20 protein-coding genes and 1 riboswitch are annotated in these 23142 nt (G+C 53.0%); of the genes, 14 read left to right on the forward strand and 6 right to left on the reverse strand.

Annotation, left to right across the window (positions count from 1 at the left end; all coding sequences use genetic code 11):
• Positions 1 to 10 precede the first annotated feature (10 nt).
• Complete coding sequence (dgoD, locus tag BM412_RS01425) at positions 11 to 1144, forward strand: galactonate dehydratase (RefSeq protein WP_091212956.1); 1134 nt, start codon at positions 11 to 13, stop codon at positions 1142 to 1144.
• Here dgoD and BM412_RS32005 read toward each other — a convergent pair.
• Positions 1068 to 1460, reverse strand: coding sequence for a hypothetical protein (locus BM412_RS32005; protein ID WP_091212958.1), 393 nt, complete (start codon positions 1458 to 1460; stop codon positions 1068 to 1070). The genes dgoD and BM412_RS32005 overlap by 77 nt on opposite strands.
• A 1243-nt stretch (positions 1461 to 2703) precedes the next feature.
• On the opposite strand from BM412_RS32005, the gene BM412_RS01435 reads away from it, so the two are divergent.
• The 4 genes from BM412_RS01435 to BM412_RS01450 all read left to right on the forward strand — a co-directional run bounded on the left by BM412_RS01435 (position 2704) and on the right by BM412_RS01450 (position 7513).
• Positions 2704 to 3093: an acyl-CoA thioesterase gene (locus BM412_RS01435; protein WP_091212960.1), complete on the forward strand. Its 390-nt coding sequence runs from the start codon at positions 2704 to 2706 to the stop codon at positions 3091 to 3093.
• A gap of 161 nt (positions 3094 to 3254) precedes the next feature.
• Positions 3255 to 4634 (forward strand): class II fumarate hydratase, encoded by a 1380-nt coding sequence (gene fumC, locus BM412_RS01440; protein WP_091212963.1) that lies wholly within the window; start codon positions 3255 to 3257, stop codon positions 4632 to 4634.
• 107 nt (positions 4635 to 4741) lie between these two features.
• Positions 4742 to 4831, forward strand: a riboswitch (cyclic di-GMP riboswitch).
• Positions 4832 to 4905: 74 nt separating this feature from the next.
• Positions 4906 to 6441, forward strand: coding sequence for a methyl-accepting chemotaxis protein (locus tag BM412_RS01445; RefSeq protein ID WP_091212965.1), 1536 nt, complete (start codon positions 4906 to 4908; stop codon positions 6439 to 6441).
• 106 nt (positions 6442 to 6547) lie between these two features.
• On the forward strand, positions 6548 to 7513 hold the full coding sequence (locus BM412_RS01450) for an aldolase catalytic domain-containing protein (RefSeq protein WP_091212968.1): 966 nt from the start codon (positions 6548 to 6550) through the stop codon (positions 7511 to 7513).
• 57 nt (positions 7514 to 7570) lie between these two features.
• Here the strand turns inward: BM412_RS01450 and BM412_RS01455 are convergent, their stop codons facing one another.
• Entirely contained in the window at positions 7571 to 8461 is an 891-nt protein-coding gene (locus BM412_RS01455; protein ID WP_091212970.1) for an AraC family transcriptional regulator, read from the reverse strand.
• A gap of 140 nt (positions 8462 to 8601) precedes the next feature.
• On the opposite strand from BM412_RS01455, the gene BM412_RS01460 reads away from it, so the two are divergent.
• On the forward strand, positions 8602 to 9390 hold the full coding sequence (locus BM412_RS01460) for a phytanoyl-CoA dioxygenase family protein (RefSeq protein WP_091212973.1): 789 nt from the start codon (positions 8602 to 8604) through the stop codon (positions 9388 to 9390).
• Positions 9391 to 9490: 100 nt separating this feature from the next.
• A complete protein-coding gene (locus BM412_RS01465; protein WP_091212975.1) occupies positions 9491 to 10105 on the forward strand; it encodes a hypothetical protein in 615 nt (204 codons plus the stop codon).
• 54 nt (positions 10106 to 10159) lie between these two features.
• Here the strand turns inward: BM412_RS01465 and BM412_RS01470 are convergent, their stop codons facing one another.
• Positions 10160 to 13084, reverse strand: a complete 2925-nt coding sequence (locus BM412_RS01470) for an MMPL family transporter (RefSeq protein ID WP_091212978.1) — start codon at positions 13082 to 13084, stop codon at positions 10160 to 10162.
• Between the two features lie 269 nt (positions 13085 to 13353).
• On the opposite strand from BM412_RS01470, the gene BM412_RS01475 reads away from it, so the two are divergent.
• A complete protein-coding gene (locus BM412_RS01475) occupies positions 13354 to 13935 on the forward strand; it encodes a TetR/AcrR family transcriptional regulator (protein WP_177245604.1) in 582 nt (193 codons plus the stop codon).
• 92 nt (positions 13936 to 14027) lie between these two features.
• Here BM412_RS01475 and BM412_RS01480 read toward each other — a convergent pair whose 3' ends face one another.
• A complete protein-coding gene (locus BM412_RS01480; RefSeq protein ID WP_091212983.1) occupies positions 14028 to 14330 on the reverse strand; it encodes a hypothetical protein in 303 nt (100 codons plus the stop codon).
• Positions 14331 to 14490: 160 nt separating this feature from the next.
• Here BM412_RS01480 and BM412_RS01485 point away from each other — a divergent pair, with 160 nt between their 5' ends.
• From BM412_RS01485 to BM412_RS01510, 6 genes are all read left to right on the forward strand, one after another.
• Positions 14491 to 15876: a VWA domain-containing protein gene (locus tag BM412_RS01485; RefSeq protein ID WP_256256072.1), complete on the forward strand. Its 1386-nt coding sequence runs from the start codon at positions 14491 to 14493 to the stop codon at positions 15874 to 15876.
• A gap of 146 nt (positions 15877 to 16022) precedes the next feature.
• On the forward strand, positions 16023 to 16730 hold the full coding sequence (pxpB, locus tag BM412_RS01490) for a 5-oxoprolinase subunit PxpB (protein WP_256256339.1): 708 nt from the start codon (positions 16023 to 16025) through the stop codon (positions 16728 to 16730).
• Positions 16727 to 17791 (forward strand): 5-oxoprolinase subunit C family protein, encoded by a 1065-nt coding sequence (locus BM412_RS01495; protein ID WP_091212987.1) that lies wholly within the window; start codon positions 16727 to 16729, stop codon positions 17789 to 17791. Before pxpB ends, BM412_RS01495 begins: the two co-directional genes overlap by 4 nt.
• 4 nt (positions 17792 to 17795) lie before the next feature.
• Complete coding sequence (locus BM412_RS01500; protein WP_305728713.1) at positions 17796 to 18617, forward strand: LamB/YcsF family protein; 822 nt, start codon at positions 17796 to 17798, stop codon at positions 18615 to 18617.
• A 107-nt stretch (positions 18618 to 18724) separates the two neighbouring features.
• A complete protein-coding gene (locus tag BM412_RS01505) occupies positions 18725 to 20854 on the forward strand; it encodes a putative bifunctional diguanylate cyclase/phosphodiesterase (RefSeq protein WP_177245605.1) in 2130 nt (709 codons plus the stop codon).
• 32 nt (positions 20855 to 20886) lie between these two features.
• The gene (locus BM412_RS01510) at positions 20887 to 21294 is read left to right on the forward strand and encodes a gamma-glutamylcyclotransferase family protein (protein ID WP_091212992.1); all 408 of its coding nucleotides are present in this window, start codon (positions 20887 to 20889) and stop codon (positions 21292 to 21294) included.
• A gap of 13 nt (positions 21295 to 21307) precedes the next feature.
• On the opposite strand, the gene BM412_RS01515 is transcribed toward BM412_RS01510, so the two are convergent.
• Positions 21308 to 22042, reverse strand: coding sequence for a hypothetical protein (locus BM412_RS01515; protein WP_091212995.1), 735 nt, complete (start codon positions 22040 to 22042; stop codon positions 21308 to 21310).
• Positions 22043 to 22181: 139 nt separating this feature from the next.
• A complete protein-coding gene (locus BM412_RS01520; RefSeq protein ID WP_143111543.1) occupies positions 22182 to 23030 on the reverse strand; it encodes an AraC family transcriptional regulator in 849 nt (282 codons plus the stop codon).
• Between the last annotated feature and the right edge of the window lie 112 nt (positions 23031 to 23142).

Raw genomic sequence — 23142 nt, forward strand, 5'->3', positions numbered from 1 at the left:
ATCGGAAGCTGTGAAAATAACAGATTTGAAGCTCTATCATGTGAAACCTCGCTGGCTGTTTCTGAAGATCGAGACCGATGAAGGCATTGTTGGCTGGGGGGAGCCGATCGTCGAAGGTCGTGCCCTTACCGTAGCGACAGCCATTGAAGAGTTGAAGCGTTACTTGATCGGCGAAGATCCGCTTCGGATCGAGCATCACTGGCAAATCATGTACCGCGGAACGTTCTATCGCGGCGGTCCTGTCCTCGTAAGCGCAATAAGCGGGATCGAGCAGGCGCTATGGGATATTAAAGGCAAGTTCTACAACATGCCTGTCTATGAAATGCTCGGCGGCAGAGTGCGCGACAAGATTCGTATGTACTGCCATTGCGGCGGCGAGACGCCGGAAGCGTTCGCTGCTAATGCCAAGCGCAGAGTAGAAGCCGGCTTCAACGCGATCAAAACAGGCGTAGACGCGCCTGTGCGGCATGTGGATTCGCTGGCTTTCGTGGAGAGTCAAGTGAACAAGTTCATTGCAGCCCGCGAAGCTGTGGGCAGCGGGGTAGACATTGCCATCGACTTCCACGGCCGGGTCAGCCCGGCTATGGCGATTCGCCTTGCCGCGGCACTCGAGCCGTATTATCCGATGTTTATCGAAGAGCCATGCTTGCCCGAGAATGTGGACTCGCTCCTGCGCGTTGCGCAATCGACAAGCATTCCGATTGCAACGGGGGAGCGGTTGTTTACGCGATGGGGCTTCCGCGAAGCGCTGGAGAAAGGCGCGGTAGCGATCGTTCAGCCGGATCTATGCCATGCCGGCGGGATCTTCGAAGGACGGAAGATTGCCGCTATGGCGGAAACCTACTATGCTTCCATCGCGCCGCATAATCCGCTTGGACCGATCTCGCTTGCGGCCTGCTTGCAGCTCGATGCTTGCACGCCGAACTTCTTGATCCAAGAGCATCCTTCGATGGCGGAGAAGTGGGACCTTGGCGAAGGCTACTTGAAGAAGCCGTTCGAAGTCATCGACGGCCACGTCGCGATCCCGCAAGGACCGGGGCTTGGCATCGAAATCAACGAAGAAGCGCTCATTGAACGCGGCTACGCAGGCGACTGGGATACACCTCGTCTAGCGTACGACGACGGCTCGTTCGCAGAGTGGTAGAATGACAGGCCGCCCTCTCCGCCAGGTTCGGAGAGGGCGGCTTTTTGATGTTTGGGAGTGGATAAGGCTGAGGCCCGAGGCGCGGAGTCCGAGCTCGAAGCTCGAAGCCCGACACCCGATACCCGCCACCGACATCAACACCACCACACCACCACACCACCACCAAAACCGACACCGACACCGACACCAACACCAACACCGACACCGACACTGCCACCAACACCAGCACCAGCACCAGCACCAGCACCAGCACCAGCACCGGCACCAGCACCAGCACCAGCACCAGCACCAGCACCAGCACCAGCACCGGCACCAAGCACCACCACCACCACCACCACCACCACCACCAACACCAGCACCAGCACCAACACCAACACAAAACTAATCCTGGCACTAAAGGTAGCAGCAACTATGCTGATTATTTGTCGGCGATACGGCTAACGAATCGTGAGAGCCTTATTTGCTCGAAAATGGCCACTAAAAAATTCTAACGAATCGTACAGGTCTTATTTGAGCGAAATGCAGCCAAATAGGGGACTTCTAACCGAAATAAGGTCTACAGGATTCGTTAGAATTTCAAACTCAGCCATTTTGTTCAAATAAGGCTTCCTGGATTCGTTAGAATCCCAGCCATGAGTTTTCGGAGTCTCATATGTATGTCAAGCCGCGCTCGCACGTCTAGCAGTTGATTTGACAGCTGAGAGATCGATACCGGAACTCTCAGCAGCAAATCGGCGTGATATCTGCGGTGAGAGTACGTTTTTGGAACTCTCAGCGTCTATCGAGCGGAGATAGTGGTTAGTTAGAAAGTTGGGAGATCGACATCGGAACACTCAGCAGCAAATCGGCGTGATATTGGCGGTGAGAGTTCTATTTCGGAACGCTCAGCGTCTATCGAGCGGAGATAGTGGTTAGTTAGAAAGTTGGGAGATCGACATCGGAACTCTCAGCAGCAAATCGGCGTGATATTGGCGGTGAGAGTTCAATTTCGGAACTCTCAGCGTCTATCGAGCGGAGATAGTGGTTAGTTAGAAAGTTGGGAGATCGATACCGGAACTCTCAGCAGCAAATCGGCGTGATATCGGCGGTGAGAGTACGTTTTTGGAACTCTCAGCATCTAACGAGTGGAGGAAATGGTTGGTTTGATAGCTGAGAGTTCAATATCGCTACTCTCAGCAGCAAATCGGCGTAAATCGGCGTGATATCGGCGGTGAGAGTTCGTTTTTGGAACTCTCAGCATCTAGCGAGTGGAGGAAATGGTTGGTTTGATAGCTGAGAGTTCAATATGGGTACTCTCAGCAGCAAATCGGCAGCAATTCGGAGTGATAACGGTGGTGAGAGTTTGCTTTCGTATCTCTCAAGCACCAATACGCGAGGCAACTATGGTTCGGCAGGGGGAGCGGAGATTTCGCGGGTGGCAGAATGGGAGCTATTAAGCGTGGGTTGCGGCGGCACTCCGCGCTCAACCTTTGACATCCATACTATCGCCAGCTAACATGAAGGCAACTAGGGCCGAAGCTGTAAAAACAGGCCGCGGCAAAGGAGGCGTGTGAGGATCGATGCAAGCGAATCTGGAGCTTATCGTCCGTTCGACGGAAATTGATGTAAACGGGCATGTGAACAATGCCAAGTACTTGGAATACCTCGAATGGGGACGTGAAGAATGGTATGAGCAGGCAGGCTTGCACTATGATGTGTTATTGGCAATGGGCGTTCAGACGGTAACGGTTAATATCAATATCAACTATCGCAAGGAATGCAGGCAAGGGGATCGGCTGACGGTTGCGACGACGCCGGAGCGGGCTGGACGGAGCAGCTATGTGCTCAAGCAAGAGATCGTGAACGAGAAGGGCGAGCTGTGCGGGGATGCTACCGTTACTTGTGTGACGATGGATTCGAACACGCGCAAGAGCAGGGAGCTGCCGCCGGAGCTGCGGAGTCAGTTTTAGCCGGAGAATCCGTATTACAAGCCGGCAAATAGGTAATCATGGGAAAGAGGCGATGCATGCTCGTAGATGCATCGCCTCTTTCATAGAAATAGAACAAGTGCCATTTTGGGTATATAGAAAGTAAACCGAACAGAAACCATTCGTATGAGGAGGTAGTCGTGATGAGCGATTTTCGCATTGAGAAGGATTCCATGGGTGAGATACAGGTTGAGGCGCACCGGCTGTGGGGAGCGCAGACCGAGCGCAGTCTGCACAATTTCAAAATCGGTACGGAGAAGATGCCGCGTGAGTTAATTACCGCTTTTGCCTATTTGAAGAAAGCAGCAGCGACCGTGAACGGAAGCTTGGGGAAGATGGATGCCCTGAAAGCCGAAGCGATAGCGGTTGCAGCGGATGAAGTAATTGAAGGAAAGTGGCAGGATGAGTTTCCGCTTGCCGTCTGGCAGACCGGGAGCGGCACGCAGTCCAACATGAACGTCAATGAAGTGATTGCACGGCGTTCGGCACAGCTGCTCAAGGAGAAAGGCCAAGAAGCAGCCGTTCATCCCAACGATGACGTGAACCGCTCGCAGAGCTCTAATGATACCTTTCCAACGGCGATGCATATCGCCGCGCTGATTGCTGTGGAGGATCTCGTCCTGCCGGCCATTGCGCAGCTGAAATCCACGCTCGAGCAGAAGAGCGCAAGCTTCATGGATGTAATCAAAATCGGCCGCACCCATCTGCAGGATGCCACTCCGCTTACGCTCGGCCAGGAAATCAGCGGCTGGGTTCGGATGCTGGAGAAAGGCGAGCGTAATATTAGAGCAAGCCGCGAGGAGCTGCGCGAACTTGCCATCGGCGGCACGGCCGTGGGCACGGGCCTCAATGCCCCGCCGGGCTTCAGCGAGAAAGTGTCGGCGGAGATCAGCCGCCTAACCGGCAAGAACTTCATTAGCGCGCCGAACAAATTTCACGCGCTGACAAGCCACGACGAAATCGTCTTCGTGCATGGCGCAATCAAAGCGCTCGCCGCGGACTTGATGAAGATCGCGAACGACGTGCGCTGGCTCGCAAGCGGCCCTCGCTGCGGGATTGGCGAGATTCGAATACCGGAGAACGAGCCGGGCAGCTCCATCATGCCTGGGAAGGTGAACCCGACGCAGTGCGAAGCGCTGACGATGGTGGTCTGTCAGATCATGGGCAATGACGCGGCAATCGGCTTCGCGGCCAGCCAGGGCAACTTCGAGCTGAACGTGTTTAAGCCTGTCATCATTCACAACTTCCTGCAGTCGACCCGCATTCTAAGCGATGCCATCCGCTCCTTCGATGAGCATTGCGCGGTTGGCATTGAGCCGAATCGGGAAGCAATCGCCCGGCATCTGAACGAGTCCCTGATGCTCGTTACGGCGCTCAATCCTCATATCGGCTATGAGAATGCGGCAGCTATTGCGAAGTCCGCTCATAAGGAAGGCCTGACGCTGCGTGAGGCTGCCATTCGCAGCGGACTGATTACAGCTGCCAAATTCGATGAAGTGGTGAAAGCAGAAGAGATGATCTGACAAATTCGACAAAAGATTACAAATTACGCTATGTACAAATAGGGCTTTACTCTCCTATAATTAACCCTGTTAATATTTACAAAACCATAGTTTTACAACTACTTCTCATATGATAAAGGCAAACCAATGGAAATGTTGGGACGCAAAGCCTAGGCCTAAAGCATCGATACCGATGCCATGGTGGACAGGTTACCGGGTGAAAAGGAGTCCATCCTTAACATGGGTGGACTCTTTTTATATTTATACAAATATTGGGAGGTAGGCTCGTTGTATGCTTAGAGAGAAAAACCGTGTCATGTTATTCATTTCTACAATTATTGTACTTTTATCGCTTCTGGTACACGCATTCGATTGGCTCGGTTTTTCCATGCAGCATGATCATCATCCGGATCAGAATGGTTCAACGCTTCTCTCCTTACTTAATCAAACGTTCTTCGCATTGCCGTTTACTTGCTTACTGCTTGCCGGATTTTGCATGCGGTTACAGAAGGAACAGCAGAGCGTTCCGCTTCTTATGACGCTTTCGCTTACCTTCAGCAGCATATCCATCATTGCCGGCGGTAACGGGACGGTGGAATACCACTTCTCCATCTTTATGGTACTGGCCATTATTTTGTACTACGACCTCATCGCAATGCTTCTCATCAGCACCGTCATCTTCGCTCTGCAGCATGTACTCGGCTTCTTAATCTTCCCAGAGCTTGTCTACGGAACCCGTGATTATTCGCTGGCCATGGTCTCCATTCACATCGTATTTGTTGTTTTGTTTATCGGCGCCGTTACCTATCAAATTATGACGCGCAGAGCCTTCATCCACGCACTGGAATCGGCCCAACAGCAGAAAATTCAAGCAGCGGTCAAACAAATTATCGAAAATGTGACGGAAACGTCGGACCAGGTGCTCATGAACTCCAAGGAGCTCAGCTGCAACGCGGCCACGCTTAATCTCTTGGCAGGGGATATCGTACAAACGATGCATAAGGTCGATGCCGCGGCACATTTACAGGAGAATGGCGCACAGACCGGCAAGAAGGTGATCGGAGAGATGCTCCGAGATATCCATACCATCGCTGAAACGTCTGCCACCGTGTCTAATTTCTCGAACGAGGTTGCGACAGAGGCCGACAACGGGAATGAAGCCATTCAGAAGGCTGTCCGGCAGATGACATCGATGAGCAATGCCGTTCAAGAATCGGCTGCCAAAGTAAAGCTGCTTGGTCAGCGTTCACAAGAAATAGATGATATTACGAGTTTAATTACAGACATAGCTTCCCAGACCAGTCTGCTGGCTCTGAATGCGGCGATCGAAGCGGCACGGGCAGGCGAGCATGGCAGAGGTTTTACCGTCGTATCCAATGAAGTCCGCAAGCTGTCTGAGCAAACCACCGCCTCCGCCCAGAGAATCGCTGAGCTTGTTCAAGACATCCAGGCTAATAACCGGGCTTCCATCCAATCCATGGATCAAGTAATTGTTGAGGTAGCATCAGGAAATCAAGCCGTATGTGATGCGGGAGCGGCGTTCGAACGCATTATGCGGTCTATTAAAACCGTTGCGGAACAAATTCATTACATCTCCGGCGCGTCTCAGCAAATGTCTGCCAGTACGCAGCAGTTCAGCATCAACATCGAGGAAATCTCCCGCATGTCCGTTGAATTGACGGGCAGCGTAAAGACGGTCACAGGCAGCTCGAATGAGCAGCATCAGCTGATTTCCAGATCGTCGGAGCTGGCGACAATGCTGGAGAAACTGAGCGATAAATTAGATCAAACGATGGTCAGCACAAGGAAATCCTTCCGCGCCATATAATCCGAAGAGTAGTGCAATTCTGACAAAAATGACTTTGCGTTCATAGCCAATATCAAGTATTATGAGTAGAAAAGACAAGATCTGGCTAAAAAGGAGACACAATGCTATGAATGCTTCGAAAAAAAGTCATTGTAAAATCGTCGACTGCACGATCCGCGACGGCGGACTCGTCAATAACTGGGATTTCAGCGTTGAGTTCGTTCAGCATCTGTACAACTCGCTGAATGAAGCCGGCGTCGAGTATATGGAAATCGGGTACAAGAACTCGCCGAAGCTGCTTAAAGGCGCTGAAGATGCTGGTCCATGGCGCTTCCTGGACGACGACTTCCTTCGTAAAGTCATCCCGCAGAAGCTGAATACGAAGCTTTCTGCGCTTGTCGATATCGGACGGGTAGACGAGAACGATATTCTTCCGCGCGAAGAGAGCATGCTCGATTTGATCCGTGTTGCCTGCTACATTCAAGACGTGCCGAAGGCGCTGGAGCTGGTTAACGTATTCAATTCCCGCGGCTACGAAACAACGCTGAACATTATGGCGCTCTCCAACGTAATGGAGAACCAACTGCTTGAAGCATTCGAATTGATCGAAGCAAGCGTGGTTGACGTCGTATATGTGGTTGATTCCTACGGCAGCTTGGATCCGAATGATTTCAACTACTTGGTCAGCAAATTCCAGAAGTACCTGCCAAGCAAACGTTTGGGCGTACACACGCACAACAACATGCAGCTGGCTTTCGCCAATACGCTCATTTCCGTGGAGAAAGGCGTCGAGTTCCTGGATGCTTCCGTATACGGTATGGGCCGCGCGGCAGGCAACTGCCCGACGGAACTGCTTGTCGCACATCTGAAGAACACGAAGTACAATGTGCGTCCGGTGCTGGATATGATCGAGAAGCACATGATTACGCTGCGTGAAAAAGAAGAGTGGGGCTATATTATTCCTTATATGATTACAGGTATGTTGGACGAGCACCCTCGTTCCGCAATGGCACTTCGCAATTCCGATGACAAGGACAAGTCGGTTGATTTCTACGACAAACTGACTACGCCTGAAGTACTGCACAGCAAATAAGCACTTCTATAATAGATAAGCTCCCTGGCCTATGAGGCCCGGGAGCTTATTTTGTTTCTAGGAAGATTCTCGCCAATACCCGGTTCGGTATTCACTCGGCGTTACGCCGAATTGCCGTTTGAACATCCGATTGAAGAAGCTTAAATCCTCGAAACCGACTTCAAGCGCGATGGACATGATTTTGCCGGACGTCGTCTCCAGCAGCTTCTTCGCCTCCTGCAACCGAATATGGTTGCGGAACTCGATGAAGGTCATGCCGATATGCTGCTTGAATTTGGTGGTGAATGCCGTCTGGCTGAGGTTACATAAAGTGCTGAGCTGCTGCAAGCTTAACGGCTTCGCGTAATGCTGCCTCGTAAAGTCGCAAACATTGCGAATGAGCGCATTCTCGTCACTTGCCGCAGTCATCGGCTTCTTTAACGATCGTTCATAGCAGCGGCTAAGATAGATGAATAACTGCATGATATGCGCTCTAACCATTAGTTCATAATTGGCTTGGCGATTCGTATCTTCATATACAAGCCGATCGAGGATCGCCAGTGCCTCCATGCGGTCAAGCTTACCGATATTCATCACGGACGGATTACGCGTTTTCTCTCTAAGAAAGGGTTCGACGTAGTAGAAATCGATGAAGGCCGTCACACCGGCCATATGGGAGAGCTCCTGCTCGAAGTAATACGGATCGAAAATAATATTGTTTACGGTAAGCGGCGTGCCCGGCAGGCGTTTGTAGCCATGAGGGACATGGCGATGGATGATGAAGATATCCCCTTCGCGAATGAGGAATTGCTGATCTTGAAATAAATGAATGCCTTGGCCTTCCGTCACATAGATGATTTCGACAAAATCATGCGTATGCAGCTCATAATCGGTCGTGACCGGAGCACGAAATGCCCGAAACGGAAATGAAGGGTTATCCATAAACTGCTGGTTCACATAATGATCCATACGCTGCCCCTCCAAGCTGTCAGAAAGTCCAACCTTCGCGTTAAATTACCCAATCGTTCGCAGTTGTTTGTGTAATAAGTTTACTATAGCAGAACCGTCTTAATTGGAAAATATGTACAAGATAGTGGGGAGGGATAGGGATGGACACAGCTTCGAACAAGCAAGCGGCATTTGATTTGCAAGGCCATCTGGAGGAGTTTTACCGCAAGGGGTTCACCGTAATCAGAAACATGCTGGACGAAGAACGTGTGGATACTTATCGCAAAGCGTTTGAGCATGAATTTAAGACGACGGAGCCAGACGGCTACGGTGCCAATTTGCGTACGAAAATGTTTGAGCGAAACAATCTGTTTCTGCAGTTGATCGACGAAGAGCGGACAGTGTCATTTGCTGAGGCGGTGCTCGGAAAAAACTGCCATATGTTCTCCAATAACGGGCTGTACACGACGCCGGGCACCGGTATTGATTTCTGGCATGTGGATGAGGATCTGTTCTTTCCGATGCCGGAGGAGGCCGAGCTGGATCCGCGAATTCAGATGCCATGCTTTATGTTTACGGCGATGTATTATTTGACGGATGTGACGGAAGATATGGGGCCGACGCAGCTTATTCCGGGCAGTCACCGGAGCGGAAGGCATCCAGCCTCCCCGAAAGAAACGCCGTTCTATAACGGTCAAGGTCCGGTTTCCATCGTCGCCAAGAAAGGCGACATGCTGCTGTTCAATGGCCAGACCTGGCATCGCGGCGCACGCAATGAAAGCAGTCATGTTCGGATGGTGCAGCAGGTGACCTACGGACGCCGCTGGGTATCGCAGCGCTTCTATCCGTTCATTCATTATACGATGCCGCAGCATGTTATCGAGGCTGCGAAGGATAATCCACGGCTTACTCGGCTGCTTGGCTTTCATCCGCGCGGGCCATATGGATAAATAGGCATATTCTCATTGAATTTTCGAAGGGCATCCATTACAATAGAGTCCACTCATGGAAGTGATTGGCGTTACGAACTGTTGAAGGAGTGGATGCGGCTTGAAGAAATCATTAGCGCTAATCATCGAACAATTGGAATCGCGTCAGACCATGCAAGCCCTGTCTCCGAAACGGGTATGGGATGCTGCACTCGATCAAGAAATAGCCGCTTTACCTTTAATTTCTGCTGGAACTCCGAAGTCCGCGGTACCAGCGCTCATCGCGCTCAAAGCCGGACTGCATTTGCTCAACGAGAGCCTGGACGCGTCGCATGAACAGTCTCAAGAGATTGAAGACGATCCGACGGGCTGCTATTGGCATGGCATTATGCACCGGATGGAAGGTGATTTCTCCAATGCGAACTACTGGTTCAGCAATGCGGGCGCCCATCCGGCGATGGAGAGCTTGCAAACGCGAGTGGCGGATTGGCTGCAGAACAGCGTCATATTGGGAGATCTGCAGGAAGGCGCCATTCGGGATGCGCTGCAGGTGATCAAACGACAAGTACGCTGGCAGGCTCCGGCGCTCACCAGCATGATCGCTCTGCAAGAGAGCGGGACCATTTCAGAGGAAGCCAGAGGCGCGATTGAATATGTGCAGCACATGGAGCTAATGGAGCTGTTTGCGTATACGCACCAAGCGGCCAAACGTGCTGTAGCAGAATCATCTATATAAACAATAAAGCTGTATCCGCCACCTCGAGAAGGAGCAGATACAGCTTTTTTTATCTTATTCGGACGTTTGCTCTTTGTAACGCGTGCCGGTTCCTTCTTCCTTGCTCTTCGCTGCTTCGGTTTGAGGTGCCGTTCGCTGGCGGAATGGCCACCAGTTAGCTTCGCCGAACAGATTTGCAAGTGCGGGAATGACAAGTCCCATAAAGACAGTGGCATATAGAATCAGACCGATGACGATACCTGCTCCAATCTGCAGAAGCGTATTCACGCCGGACATCATGAGTGCGGCGAAGGTGCCGCCCATAATGACCGCTGCGGAAATGATTACGCCGCCTGTCGTCGACATCGCTTTCGACATCGCATACGTAATGCCCCGCGGTCGATATTCTTCCTTGAATCTGGCCATGAGGAAGATGCTGTAATCGACGCCCAGCGCTACGATAATAAGGAAGACGAAGAACGAAGCACTCCATGACAACCCTTCCTTGCCGAGCAATTGCACGAATATGAATTCGACGATGCCCATGGTGACCAGGAAGTTAAAGCCCAGGGAAAGCAGCACATAGAGCGGCGCCAGTATGGAACGCAGCAGAATCATGAGCACGATGAAAATCCCGATAAGAACAAACGCGCCTGTTCGCATAAAGTCGCTTTTCGAAATATCCTTCAGCTCCGAGATCTGTGCCGATGTGCCGGACAGATACACCTTCGTTCCTTCAATGGCGCTTCCTTCGAAGCTGTGGTTCAGCGCAGCTCGAATCTGATCAACCGTTGTCAGCGCCTCAGGCGAATAGGGATTAACTGCAAGGACAATCTCCATCTTGGCGGTTTCCCCGTCAGTGGAAATATAGTAATCGAGCGCTTGCTTCAGCTCAGGACTATCGAGCGCTTCCTGAGGAAGGTTCCAGCCCGGAATTTGACTGTCCCCAATTGTACGTTGCGCATCCTTCACCGAAGTGAGCCCCTTCGAAATGTCGCCAAGACCAGCGGCACCGTCCTTCAAGCCGCCGGTAAGCTCTTGAAGTCCGCTTCCGAGCTTCGCTGTACCATCCGCCGCTTGGGATTGACCTTCAGCCAGCTGACCAAGTCCGTCGGCTGCTTGGTTTACGCCCGGATTCAATTGATTGAAGCTTGCGGACAGCTTAGCCGCTCCGGCGTAAAGTTCGTTTAATCCTCCGGATAACCCTTGCTGCTTGCCTAGTAATTGCTGCATGGCAGGCTCATTCTTCAGCTCCGGATATTTCTTCAGCAGCGCCTGCAAATCTTGGCTCATGGAGCCGGATACTTCAGCGCTCTGCTTGAGTCCGCCGGACAGCTGGCCGGCGCCTTGGGACGCCTGCTGCATGCCGCCGTAGATTTGCTTCAATCCGCTTTGCGCTTCCGAGGTGCGTGCAGCCATCTTCCGCAAGCCATCCGTCAGCTTCTGAATATCGGCTTGCCCGCTCGAAATCGAGCTGCCGGCAGTAGTTAGGCCGTCGGCTACTTGATCGACGCCGGTCTTCATCTTCTCAAGCGCATCGGAGGTTCGTATCAGCTGATTCGACACCGTCAGATCAGCCAGCTGTTCGCCGAGCGGTCTTACGGCGCTTCGTACCTCTTTGACACCGCTGAGCTTCGCTACATTCGCGCTTGCCGTTTCGAGAGCGGCCAGTGCGGCAGGATTGCGCATGGACTCATCCGATCGCAGCGCTACGGAGAGCGGGAACACTTCGCCGGCTCCGAAGGCATGCTCCACTTGACGGAAGCCCTGCACGGAGCCGAGCTGCGGATTAATTTCTGCCAAGTCGTCAAAGGACCGTTTGCCATGGTACAGGAACGTAATTGGCGTAAGCAGCAGGACGGTGACAACCAGAATGGCTACGGGTCTGCGTGCGGCAAGTGCTGCCATCGCTCCCCATAGTTTGGATTCGCCATGGCCTTGACCGCTAGCGATTTTGCTCGGCCAGAAGGCGGCTTTACCGAAGATCATCAGCAAGGCAGGCGTTAAGGTAAGCCCTGCGATGAGCGTAATGGCAACGCCGATGGATACGCCCACGGCGGATTGATAAAGGCCAAACTGGGCGAAACCAATGAGGAAGAACGCAACGAATACCGTACTAGCAGAGAACGCGACGGTCTTGCCGACGGTTCGCATCGTTCTCACGAGTGCTTCCGCTTTGTCGCCGTCATGGGTAAGCTCCTCGCGGAAACGCTGGATAAGCAGAATACAATAATCGGTTCCCGCACCGAACAAGACGGCGATAAGGAAGGATTCCGTAAAGGACGAAACCGGCATGCCGTATTCCGTGGCCAGTGCAACGAGCCCGCGTGTGATGACTAAGGAAATGCCAATCGTAATAAGCGGGATGAACGGAGCGACCGGCGAACGGAACACAAGCAGAAGAATAACGAGCACGAGCGCTACGGTGAGCAGCTCTGTTTTCTTCAAACCCTCCTCGGAGCTCTGCTGAAAATCTTTGCCGATCGGAGCGCTCCCCGTGAGCTCTACTTTGCTTCCGCTCGGAGCGCCTTCCACTTTAGCGGCAAGTATATCGACCGCTTCCTGGGTGAGCGTATCATTATCCGCACGGGTGAACCCGACGATAAGCAGCTCGGTCGTGCCATCCTTGCTGCGGAATTTCTCCGCAAGCTCCGGCGTTTCATAAGCCGATTGTACCGACTTGAAGCCGTCCTTGCCGCTAAGCTGTGCAAGCTCGGCAGCTTTGGCCTTGAGCCAATCGCGGTCCTGCGCTGTCATGCCGCCTTCGCGGGAATAAACGAGGATCGCACTGGATTTGGTGGTTGTCTCCGGATTGATCCGCTCCATAAGCTGCTTGGCTACGACGGATTCGGAATCGGCCGGAATAAATTTCTGCTCGGTTTGCCGGACAATGGCCGCCAGATCAGGCAACGCAAACATGGAGGCGACGGTTATCGCCAGCCAAGCGATCAGGACTGCCCATTTGGCGCGGGCAATTCCTCGAACGATACGTTCAGACATTTCAATACCTCCTCGATACTAACAGGTTCTCTATGAATAGTTATAGCGCAAGACAAAACCATTCGTCAATAATTTTGAACTATCGGTCATAATTATTTCACAGGTTCAAAATAAGCCTGTACCATGAATTCGGTTTCATTCTCGATCGTATGAATGCGAGAAGAGAAGCTGAGTTTTATACCGACGGTCAACTCGTGTTTACGGAGCGTAAGGGCTGTGCTACAATTAGCATTGACTGAACGCGAACAACTCAGATGGAGGATATAGCGATGAACCGCGAGCTCAAGAAAGAACAGACACGCATTCGAATCAAAGAAGCTGCGCTCTCTTTATTTGCTGAGCTGGGTTACGAGCAGACATCCGTTGAAAGTATTGCCAAGCAAGCAGGTGTTGCAAAAGGCACTTTTTTCAATTATTTCTCTTCCAAGGATGAACTAATCTGCGACTTGCAAGCGATCTTTGCGTTAAACGAGGTGGCGAAGCTCAAAGACAAGCCCGGCCCGCTGGTGCCCCGTCTGCAGCTGCTGTTATTCCAAATCGTGAAACAATTCGAGCTTAGCAAACCGCTTACGCGCGCATTATTTCAAGCCATGCTCGGCAGTGCCAAGGCGCTTGATAACCATAACTCGATGCTGACTACGCTCAAAGAAGCTTTGCTGCCGCTTATTGCCGAAGGGCAGGAGAACGGCGAATTCCGCAGAGACATGCCGGCTGAGATGATGGCGCAGCAAGCCTTTCAAGCTTACTTCGGCACGCTCTTCGTCTGGTCGATGGAAGAGTCCGAGGATTCGCTCGATAACCGAATGGCCATTACCTTTGAGCTCTTCTTCAAAGGCATTGCCGTACAGTAATCCCTTATATGACAAAAAGCAGCTCCGGTTCATTCCTTCCACCTTAGGAAGGAGAACCAAGCTGCTTTTTTTATACGCACAATCTTTAGCTGCTAGAAGCCGATCAGCTCGCCGTCACCGCGGATAGCTGCAGCATGATGCTGGGCATTCGGGTGGAAATACCCGCCTGCTTGGAACGGCTTGCCGCCGACCGTGATGCCGGATAAGGAAACGCCGATATCTTCGGATTCATGGAACATGTGAAGGAGTGCGGTTTGGGTCATGCCGTCGATCTCGATGTACCACAGCTTGTAGCCGGCGTCCGTGACCACAACCAAATGAGCAGACCTATAAATTAATTTTGTAATGACATTGTTGTAGATAATGCTCAGCTCTGCAAGCGAGTAAGTTTCCATAAGGCAGCAGCGCTCCTTTCTTCCCCCAAAATATACTTCCCCCGATTGTACTGTCGCGCCGCCGAGAATGCAACAATTTACAACCCGTTTCCGTCGATGGATATAAGCCGACTCTTACATATAATGGTTTGGCTTCCAAAAGAATCGAGGGGGAATTCGGATGCAACAACGGAAACGAATAAACAGAGAACATGCACCGAGCAAAGAGAATGCAACGGCAAAAGGAAAGATGAAGACGTCGCTTATGCTGCTGGCTGCGCTAACTATTCTGCTGGCGGGCTGCTCCTCGGCTGATAATCAGAACGACTCCGCGGCGAATACGGATTCTACAAGTAACAGCTCGAACACGGAAGCAAGGGACAACGGCAGCGCAAGCGACCGCGGTGAAGCTACTACCAACTCAAGCAGCAATGACAAAGCGGATTCATCCGTTTCGGAAGAGCCGGCTCCGCCGACGGACGATGGCTCCGGTGATAAAGACGAGACGACTTCGCCGGGAAGCCAGTACGACGACTCCGAGCCGGGCCAGTTGACTGCCGGGGAGTGGAATGATCTTACCTCCTGGAGGGAATGGATCAAGCTGCTGAATAGCGGCGAGGGCAGAGAGCAGCAGTCCTATTGGTCCGTGTTTCCGCAAAATCGATTGGAAGTTGTGGTGACCGGAGGCGGAAAACCGGTATCCGATGCAGAGGTCAGCCTTATTGATGACGATGGCGATACGGTATGGGAGTCGCGGACCAATATCGACGGGGAAGCGTCAGCCTATGCGGGATTATTCGATGAACAGCAGAATCAAGAGCGATACGGGGTTATCATTCGATCGGGCAATCAGGAGAAGCAATACGAGAATGTGCAGATTCCGAGAGGTTCCGCGCTGCAGGTGGATCTAAACGAACAGGTGAATCCGTCGCTTGGCGTTGATCTGATGCTCGTGGTGGATACGACAGGCTCCATGCAGGATGAGCTGGATTTTCTGAAATCGGAGCTGAAGGATGTCGTGGCCCGCGTCGGCCGGGATAACGGCCAGCAGCTGGATATTCAAGTCAGCACGAATTTCTACCGGGATCGGAGCGATAAATATCTCATTAAAGATTATCCGTTTACGAAGGATATCGATACGGCCGTCAAACAGCTTTCTCAGCAAAGCGCAGCAGGCGGAGGCGATTTTCCGGAAGCGGTGGATGAAGCGCTGGAGAATGCCATTGATGATCATAAATGGAGCGGCGAAGCAAGAGCCAGACTGTTGTTTCTCGTGCTTGACGCTCCGCCGCATCATGAGCGCAAGGTGACCAAACGCATCCATGAGCTGATGGAATCGGCCGCAGCGGAAGGAATACGGATCATTCCGGTAGCTTCCAGCGGCGTAGATGTACAGACCGAATATCTGATGCGTTTCATGGCAACGTCGACAGGCGGGACTTATTTATTTCTAACGGATCACAGCGGTATCGGGAATGATCACATGGCGCCGGCTGTCGGGGAATATGAGGTGAAACGTCTCAATGATTTGCTCGTGGAGGTCATTAGTCGCTATACGTCAGAATAGAACTCTTTATGTCGGAAAATGTTTTGGAAAAGCTTTGTAAAGATGCTGGACAAAAAGGCACGTAATGGTACAAACTAGAGGAGATTATCATTAAGCGGGATTACCTTCCAATTGGGAATTGCAATGTTGAAAATATGAGAAAATTGGTGAATTTTGTGGGCGAGTCTGCAGCGCGGTTGTTCAGAATCAGACCTCTTGGAGATCGGGCTCTTGTCGTATATTTGGATACGGAGATGCATGAAGGAGAGCGCTGGCTGCTCGCTGCCGGAATGGCGGAATTGCTGAGAGAGGCCGGGCTTACTTGGCTCGTCGATGTGGTTCCGGCCTATGATACGGTAACCGTTGTTTATGCTAGGTTCGACTATGAGCAGGCGGCTGCCGATGTAGAACGGATTCTGCTGGATACGCGGCATCCGCATGCGGTTGAACCCAGGCTAATCGAAATCCCGGTATGTTATGGCGGTCATTATGGGCCTGATCTAGCAGCATGCGCCTCACGTGCGGGCATGACGGAAGCGAGTTTCGTTACTTGCCATGCTGCTGCGGAGTATCAGGTTGCGATGATCGGTTTCATGCCGGGCTTTCCGTATTTGAGCGGTTTGCCCGCCGAGCTCCGTCAGCCGCGTCTTGCCCGGCCGCGAAGCAGCGTGCCCGCAGGGGCTGTCGGCATTGCCGGCGGGCAGACCGGCATTTATCCGTTATCGACGCCGGGAGGCTGGCAGCTGATCGGCCTAACGCCGCTTCGGTTGTTTGATCCGAAGCGAGCCGAGCCTTTTCTGCTTCGCATGGGCGATAAGCTGCGTTTTGTTCCGATATCCGAGCAGGACCTGAAGGAGCAAGGTGAAGCGCCATGAGTCTACGCATCATCAAACCGGGCTTACATACAACGGTACAAGATTTGGGACGACCGGGTTGGCGGCGCTTCGGCATTCCCGAAGGCGGCGCAATGGACAGCATCGCGCTGCGGACGGCTAATCTGCTCGTCGGCAATGCGCCCGGCGCGGCAGGCCTTGAGCTTACGCTGAATGGGCCGGAGCTGCTGGCGGAAGAAGCGATGCTGATCGCCGTGTGCGGCGCCGACCTGGCACCGTCGATCGAAGGCGAGGCGCTTCCGCTGTGGCGGCCGGTGTGGATTGGCGCCGGAACGGTCATCCATTTCGGTTCCGCGGCCAGCGGGTGCCGCGCTTACGTAGCGGCAGCCGGCGGCATTGCCGCCGAAGCGGCGCTCGGCAGCCGCAGCACGGACACGCGTGCCGGCATCGGCGGCATCGCGGGGCGCAAGCTGCGCAGCGGCGACGTGCTGCCGCTCGGCAGCGCCGCGCCTTGGGCGGCCGCGTGGCACGCCGCGCTTGCCGCGCGAGCCGCGGCAGCGCCGCAGGGCCAGGGCCGCCGCAGCTGGGCGGCCCCGGGCTGGTTCGCGCCGCCGCCGCCGCAGGCGCATGCGCTGCTGCCCGGCAGCGCAAACCCCGCCGGCATCCGGCTGCGCGTGATGCCGGGCGCCGAGTACGGGCAATTCCGCGAAGCGGCCCGTACGGCGTTCATGCGGGAGCGCTATCGCGTAGCTCCCGCATCAGACCGGATGGGGGTCCGCCTGGAAGGCCCCCCGCTCCCTATGGAGGACAGCGAAGAACTGCTGTCCCACGGCGTCATCGCCGGCACGATACAGGTGCCGCGCGGCGGCGCGCCGATCATTCTCGGCGCGGACTGCCAGACGACCGGCGGCTATCCGAAGCTGGCGCATGTCATCACTGCCGACCTGCCGCTGCTCGCGCAGTGCAAGCCGGGCGATTCCATCACCTTCGAAGAAGTGACGCTGGCTGAAGCCCAGCGCAGGAATAGAGAGCAAGAACGTGGCATGCGGCAGCTCGCTGCCGTTCTCGCAATATGCCAGAAACCGAGCTGGAAATTATTATAGGATCATGAAAGGACCGCCAAAAGCCGATATGACTATTATCCACGATTTATCGCGGTCACAGCAGGTGATCGATTTGAACTGTGATTTTGGCGAAAGCTACGGCGTTTATACGTTTGGACAAGATAGGGAGCTGCTGGCGCATGTGACTTCGGTGAATATTGCCTGCGGTTTCCATGCCGGAGATCCGCATGCGATGCGTGAGGCCGTTTATCGCGCAGCAGAGGCCGGCGTAGCCATCGGCGCGCATCCCGGCTTGCCGGATCGACTTGGTTTCGGGCGGCGCGAGATGGCGGTCAGCGCGCGGGAAATTTACGACATGACACTCTACCAGATCGGCGCGTTAGATGCATTCGTCCGTGCAGCCGGCGTCAGCTTGCGTCATGTGAAGCCGCACGGCGCGCTCTATCATATGGCAGGGCGAAGCGAAGAGCTTGCGGACGCATTCGTACGCGCGGTGAGCGTGTACGATCCTTCCCTCATCGTTTATGGACAATGGGGGAGCGAGCTCCTTGCAACAGCGAATAAGCATAACATGCAATCGGCGTCCGAGATCTTCGCAGACCGTTCTTATCAAGCGGATGGAACACTTACTCCCCGAAATCGGCAGGGCGCGACGCTGGCCTCCGCCGAAGAAGCGCTGCTCCAGACGCTTAGCATCATTACGACGGGGACAGCAAGGACAATCGAAGGCAAAGAGATCGTTATTCATGGAGACACGGTATGTCTCCATGGCGACGGACAGCGCGCAGGAGAATTTGCCGCTGCACTGCGTAAAGGCTTGGAAGCAGCGGGAATCGCTCTTCAGCCGCCGACGCCGCGTAGGTAACTTGCTGCTTTCGAGAAGATACTGCTCTGCTCGTAACTTTCGAACATCATCACATGGGCATGCAGACAGCATCGGCTTTCTTTGTTGAAGGAGGACATCAAGACAACATGTCTATAAATAGGGCGGAAAAAATAACGATGTGGACGGCCTGCGCCGCCATCATCAGCTTTATCGTGATGCGGGTTTTTCATGGCGAGCTCTATCGTCCGATTGCGGGCCGAGCTTATTTGTTTGTGCATTCCGGCATCGAATTTATCAGTTATGCAGTGAGCTTCACCATGTTGGTGTTAGGCTGGCTGTTCTTCGTCAAGTCATTGTCGAAGCATAGGCTCTATACAGCGGCATTATTCGGCGCAGTCGGTGTGTTCGACATGCTTCATGGACTTACAGCAGAAGGAATGCCGTTCTTCCATCCCGTTGGAGAAACAACATTATCCGCCCTGTTCTCCATGTCTGCCCAGTTCATAGGTTCTGTCGGGTTGTTTATCATATTCCGCAAGAATGATGCACCGGTTTCGGCAAGGAAACGGCTCCCGGCCATGTTGATCTCCCTTGGTTTTGCAACCGTTGTAGGATTCGCCTACTTTGCGATGGCGGATCGGTCAGGTATTGCCGTGCTTGCGGGCGAATCGCTCGAGCTGCTGCGCGTACTTGTTTATTTCGTCATCATTTTCTCCTACTTGAGTACAATCGGCATGGTGCTTTATCTGAATCGCAATGAACGGCCTCAAGCGCTGCTAACCATCATACAATCGCTTGTTTTCTTCTTGTTCGCCAATTTGCAGTTCATCTTAAGCGCCGGCGTCGTTGACACGGATATGCTCCTGGGGCATGTCTATAAATTAGCCGGATTCTACTTCCTGATGAAGGGAATCTATTACGTTACGCTTGAAGAGCCGTTTAAGCAGCAGAAACGGACGGAATCACGCATCAATTTCTTGGCTTATCATGACGAGCTAACCGGTTTATCCAACCGGCGCCAGCTGCAAGAGCAGCTAAGTGCGGAGCTGGCACGCGCGCAGCAGAGCAACCATAAGCTCGCTGTATTTCTACTTGATATCGACAGGTTCAAAACCTTCAATGATGCGCTCGGTCATTCCTTCGGCGATCAGATGCTGCAGGCCGTTTCCCAGCGACTGCGACTGGCAGCGGGCAAATCGAATCACGTGTTCCGCATGGGAGGAGACGAGTTTGTCGTCTTAATGCCGGATATTAAGGATACGGAGACGGAGCTGGTAGACACAAGAGCCAAAGCATTGATGGGGCTCTTCGATGCACCGTTTGTGCTTGGCGAAGCGGAATATCATATTACGATTAGTCTGGGCATTTCCTTCTACCCGCAAGATGGCGAAAGCGTTGAGGTGCTGCTCAAGAACGCAGATACGGCCATGTATTGCGCCAAAGCACATCGCAATGAATTCTCCAGCTACGATCCGGAGATGAATCGGAAGTCGCATGATCGTCTGAGGCTGGAAAGCGATCTGCGGCGGGCGATCGATCAGGAACAGTTCACGCTGGCTTATCAGCCGCTCGTCAATTTGAGTACGGGTAAAGTAATCGGCGTGGAGGCGTTAGTTCGCTGGAATCATCCACAGCGGGGATTGCTGCCGCCGGGCGATTTTATTCCGCTCACGGAAGAGAATGGACTTATTCTTCAGCTTGGCGAATGGGTGCTCAAAGCTGCCTGCAAACAGAACGTTGCTTGGCAGGAAGCAGGCTTGCCGCCAATGATGATGTCCGTGAACTTGTCCATGCGGCAATTTAGACAGCATCAGCTGGCGGAGCGGATAAAGGGCATATTGGATTCGACGGGTATGCCGCCGAAGTATTTGGAGCTGGAGATTACGGAGAGTATGACCAGTGACGTGGAGTTCGCCAGCGACACGCTGACCAGCTTGAAGGAGATAGGCGTGCAGATCAGCATCGATGATTTCGGTACGGGCTACAGCTCGCTGATCTCGCTCAAACGGTTCCCGATTGATAAGCTGAAGATTGACCGCTCATTCGTCAGCGATTTGGCGCAAGGCGGCAGCGACGCGGCAATCGTTGCGACCATTACCACGATGGCCAAAAATTTAAAGCTTAAAGTGACAGCCGAAGGCGTAGAGAATGACGAACAGATTAAGTTTCTGCGTGAACGCAACTGCGAGGAAGCGCAAGGCTTCTACTTCACCAAGCCGATTCCGGCGAATTTGTTCGAGAACTGGTACAGACATCGCAGTAGTCAAACGGCTTAAGCTCTTAGGAAGCTTAAGAGGAGTGTTCACCTATGCAGCAACGGCTTGCAACGGTTTTTATCTATGGCTCGCTCTTGCCGGGCCATAGCAATCATCAGATATGTGCCGGATTTATTCAATCTGCTGTGCCGGGTGTCATTCAAGGCAGGCTGGTTGATTACGGACCTTACCCGGCAATGCTGCGGGATGCCGCAGCTTTCACGAATGGTGCCAGTGTTCGGGGAATGTGGATTGTCGTGAATGAGCAAGGCTTGAAACGTATGGATGAACTGGAGCAGTTCGCAGGGATCGAAGATGATAACGATTACGATCGGGTCTGGGTAACCGACATGCATCAGCCGGAGCAAAGCGGGTGGGTTTATGTATGGGATACGCCGAGAGGCTGCCCGCCAATCGCGGAAGACTATTGGCCTGACTTCTACGCCCGCAAGCGGGGCTGACTAACGGATGCGATTACTCGTTCGTTGCGGGAATTGACATCGATATACGTAAGGATAAATTACGCTCAGTCGTCCTGCTGAGCGTTTTTGCGTTGTTGAACGTATGGATAATACCGAAGGCGAGCACCAAGCAAGCCATTGTAAAGACGATCACGCGTTTTATTTTGTGAATGACAGCCGTTCCGTCATCGCGGTGGATCCGTCTGCGTCGGATGGATTGGCGCCAGATGAGCAGTAACGGCGCAGCGAGAATAATGAGCCCAACGGTAATCATCTGCTTCCGGTAAGCCATGCCAAGCGGAAATACATTAATGGACGCATATAGGAACGCTTCGATGACCAGTACTTGAATTGGGACGACTAGAGCGACTTCAGACGCAGCACGACGCTTTGTACGGCTCACGACATCATTCAGGTGCTTCACGGTAAGTCGAGCCAGATTAAGCAGCCTGGAGACGGAATAGAAGGCAATGGCTGCAGTCGGAAGCATAATGAGCGCGAAGAACATCAGAGCATTATCGAGCACAAACCAGTTGCGGTAGGAATACGTCGCAATCAGCATGATCATTTTGGCTAAGGCCAGAAGTGTCATGGAGCCAAGCAGGGCTAGCGTCAGGATGGCAGTACGTCTTAGACTGTGCGTCGTACGCCGGAAGGCCATGCTGCCTGTTGTAAGCCCCGCAAAAAGAGACAGCAAAAGTAAGAGAACAGCCATTGCTGCATTGATGACATAGACGGGTGTGGACATATTCGGTTTCCCCCATTTCCACGGAATGAACTTGTTTTAGTTTACTGGGAAGCACGGCTATTCGAGAACGGGCGCAAGTCCAGTGCCGGAACTGGACTTAGGTCGTAGACATAGTGCTTATTGTATTCCCCTATATACCTTACTCTTTGCGTTTGCGATATTGTGAAGGCGACACGCCATAGTAGGCGGTAAATTGTTTCGTAAAATGATGAATGGAGGCATAGCCTAAATCGGAAGCAATTGCCGTAATGGATCGATTGCTCTCCCAAAGTGCGGCGGCGGCTTGCTTCATGACAGCGCGGCTCCAATAGGCTTTCGGAGAGATGCCGGCAGTTTGCTTGAAGAGCGAGTGGAATCTCGTCTTCCGAAGCCCGCTTTGTGCCAGCCAGCTCGTATAATTCGATCCGGCATGCGCCTCTTTGTCGATGCGGTGCATAATCGCTTTCATTCGGTAGTCGCTGTGCCAGCTCTCGCCGGCAATCTGGATAAACTCCAGCATAAACGCTTTGAGCAGACTATGTGCGATCTGATCGCCGTATTCGCGCTGTTGTTGATGCTGCTTCACAATATGGGCGAACACATCCATCAAGATCGTATGATGCTGCAAAGGATAGAGATGCGGCAAGGTATCCAGAACGGTGTTCTCTCGCACGGTTGTCACCAGCTCTGGCAGTAGATCAGCCGGATGCCAATACAAGTGATGCTCGGTCGACCGCGGCTTCTCATTCCAAAGCTCAAAATACAAATTATAAGTTGCTAATGGATGCTCATCATCGGTGTAGAAGGAATGCATCAGCTGCGGCGGCAAATAGATCAAATCGCCTTTCTTCAGCGGGTAGGATTGCCCGTCAATCGTAATCCTTCCTCTGCCTCCATCCACGAGATGAAAGGCATAACAGTATCCGAAACGGCCGTACTCGAACTCGTTGCGCTCGTATGGGAACTGATAGTGATGTCCTACGCGGATGAATGGCTGTATCTCGCTCATTAGCTGCTGTATGGCTGCATCCAACCTCGATTCACTCCCTGCCGCATGTCCTGCCCTTATCCCTATTGTATCATGACTCGTGCATATCCTGAACTGCACCTCACATGAAAAA

The organism is Paenibacillus sp. BC26 (genome assembly GCF_900116125.1).
GTDB classification, from domain to species: Bacteria; Bacillota; Bacilli; order Paenibacillales; family Paenibacillaceae; genus Paenibacillus_Z; species Paenibacillus_Z lignilyticus.

Bases quoted from the DNA above. Each gene is read 5' to 3' on its own strand.
- BM412_RS01435 (WP_091212960.1), top strand. From the start codon at position 2,704: ATGCAAGCGAATCTGGAGCTTATCGTCCGTTCGACGGAAATTGATGTA.
- fumC (WP_091212963.1), top strand. From the start codon at position 3,255: ATGAGCGATTTTCGCATTGAGAAGGATTCCATGGGTGAGATACAGGTT.
- BM412_RS01445 (WP_091212965.1), top strand. From the start codon at position 4,906: ATGCTTAGAGAGAAAAACCGTGTCATGTTATTCATTTCTACAATTATT.
- BM412_RS01450 (WP_091212968.1), top strand. From the start codon at position 6,548: ATGAATGCTTCGAAAAAAAGTCATTGTAAAATCGTCGACTGCACGATC.
- BM412_RS01455 (WP_091212970.1), bottom strand. From the start codon at position 8,461: ATGGATCATTATGTGAACCAGCAGTTTATGGATAACCCTTCATTTCCG.
- BM412_RS01460 (WP_091212973.1), top strand. From the start codon at position 8,602: ATGGACACAGCTTCGAACAAGCAAGCGGCATTTGATTTGCAAGGCCAT.
- BM412_RS01470 (WP_091212978.1), bottom strand. From the start codon at position 13,084: ATGTCTGAACGTATCGTTCGAGGAATTGCCCGCGCCAAATGGGCAGTC.
- BM412_RS01475 (WP_177245604.1), top strand. From the start codon at position 13,354: ATGAACCGCGAGCTCAAGAAAGAACAGACACGCATTCGAATCAAAGAA.
- BM412_RS01480 (WP_091212983.1), bottom strand. From the start codon at position 14,330: ATGGAAACTTACTCGCTTGCAGAGCTGAGCATTATCTACAACAATGTC.
- BM412_RS01485 (WP_256256072.1), top strand. From the start codon at position 14,491: ATGCAACAACGGAAACGAATAAACAGAGAACATGCACCGAGCAAAGAG.
- BM412_RS01495 (WP_091212987.1), top strand. From the start codon at position 16,727: ATGAGTCTACGCATCATCAAACCGGGCTTACATACAACGGTACAAGAT.
- BM412_RS01500 (WP_305728713.1), top strand. From the start codon at position 17,796: ATGAAAGGACCGCCAAAAGCCGATATGACTATTATCCACGATTTATCG.
- BM412_RS01505 (WP_177245605.1), top strand. From the start codon at position 18,725: ATGTCTATAAATAGGGCGGAAAAAATAACGATGTGGACGGCCTGCGCC.
- BM412_RS01510 (WP_091212992.1), top strand. From the start codon at position 20,887: ATGCAGCAACGGCTTGCAACGGTTTTTATCTATGGCTCGCTCTTGCCG.
- BM412_RS01515 (WP_091212995.1), bottom strand. From the start codon at position 22,042: ATGTCCACACCCGTCTATGTCATCAATGCAGCAATGGCTGTTCTCTTA.
- BM412_RS01520 (WP_143111543.1), bottom strand. From the start codon at position 23,030: ATGAGCGAGATACAGCCATTCATCCGCGTAGGACATCACTATCAGTTC.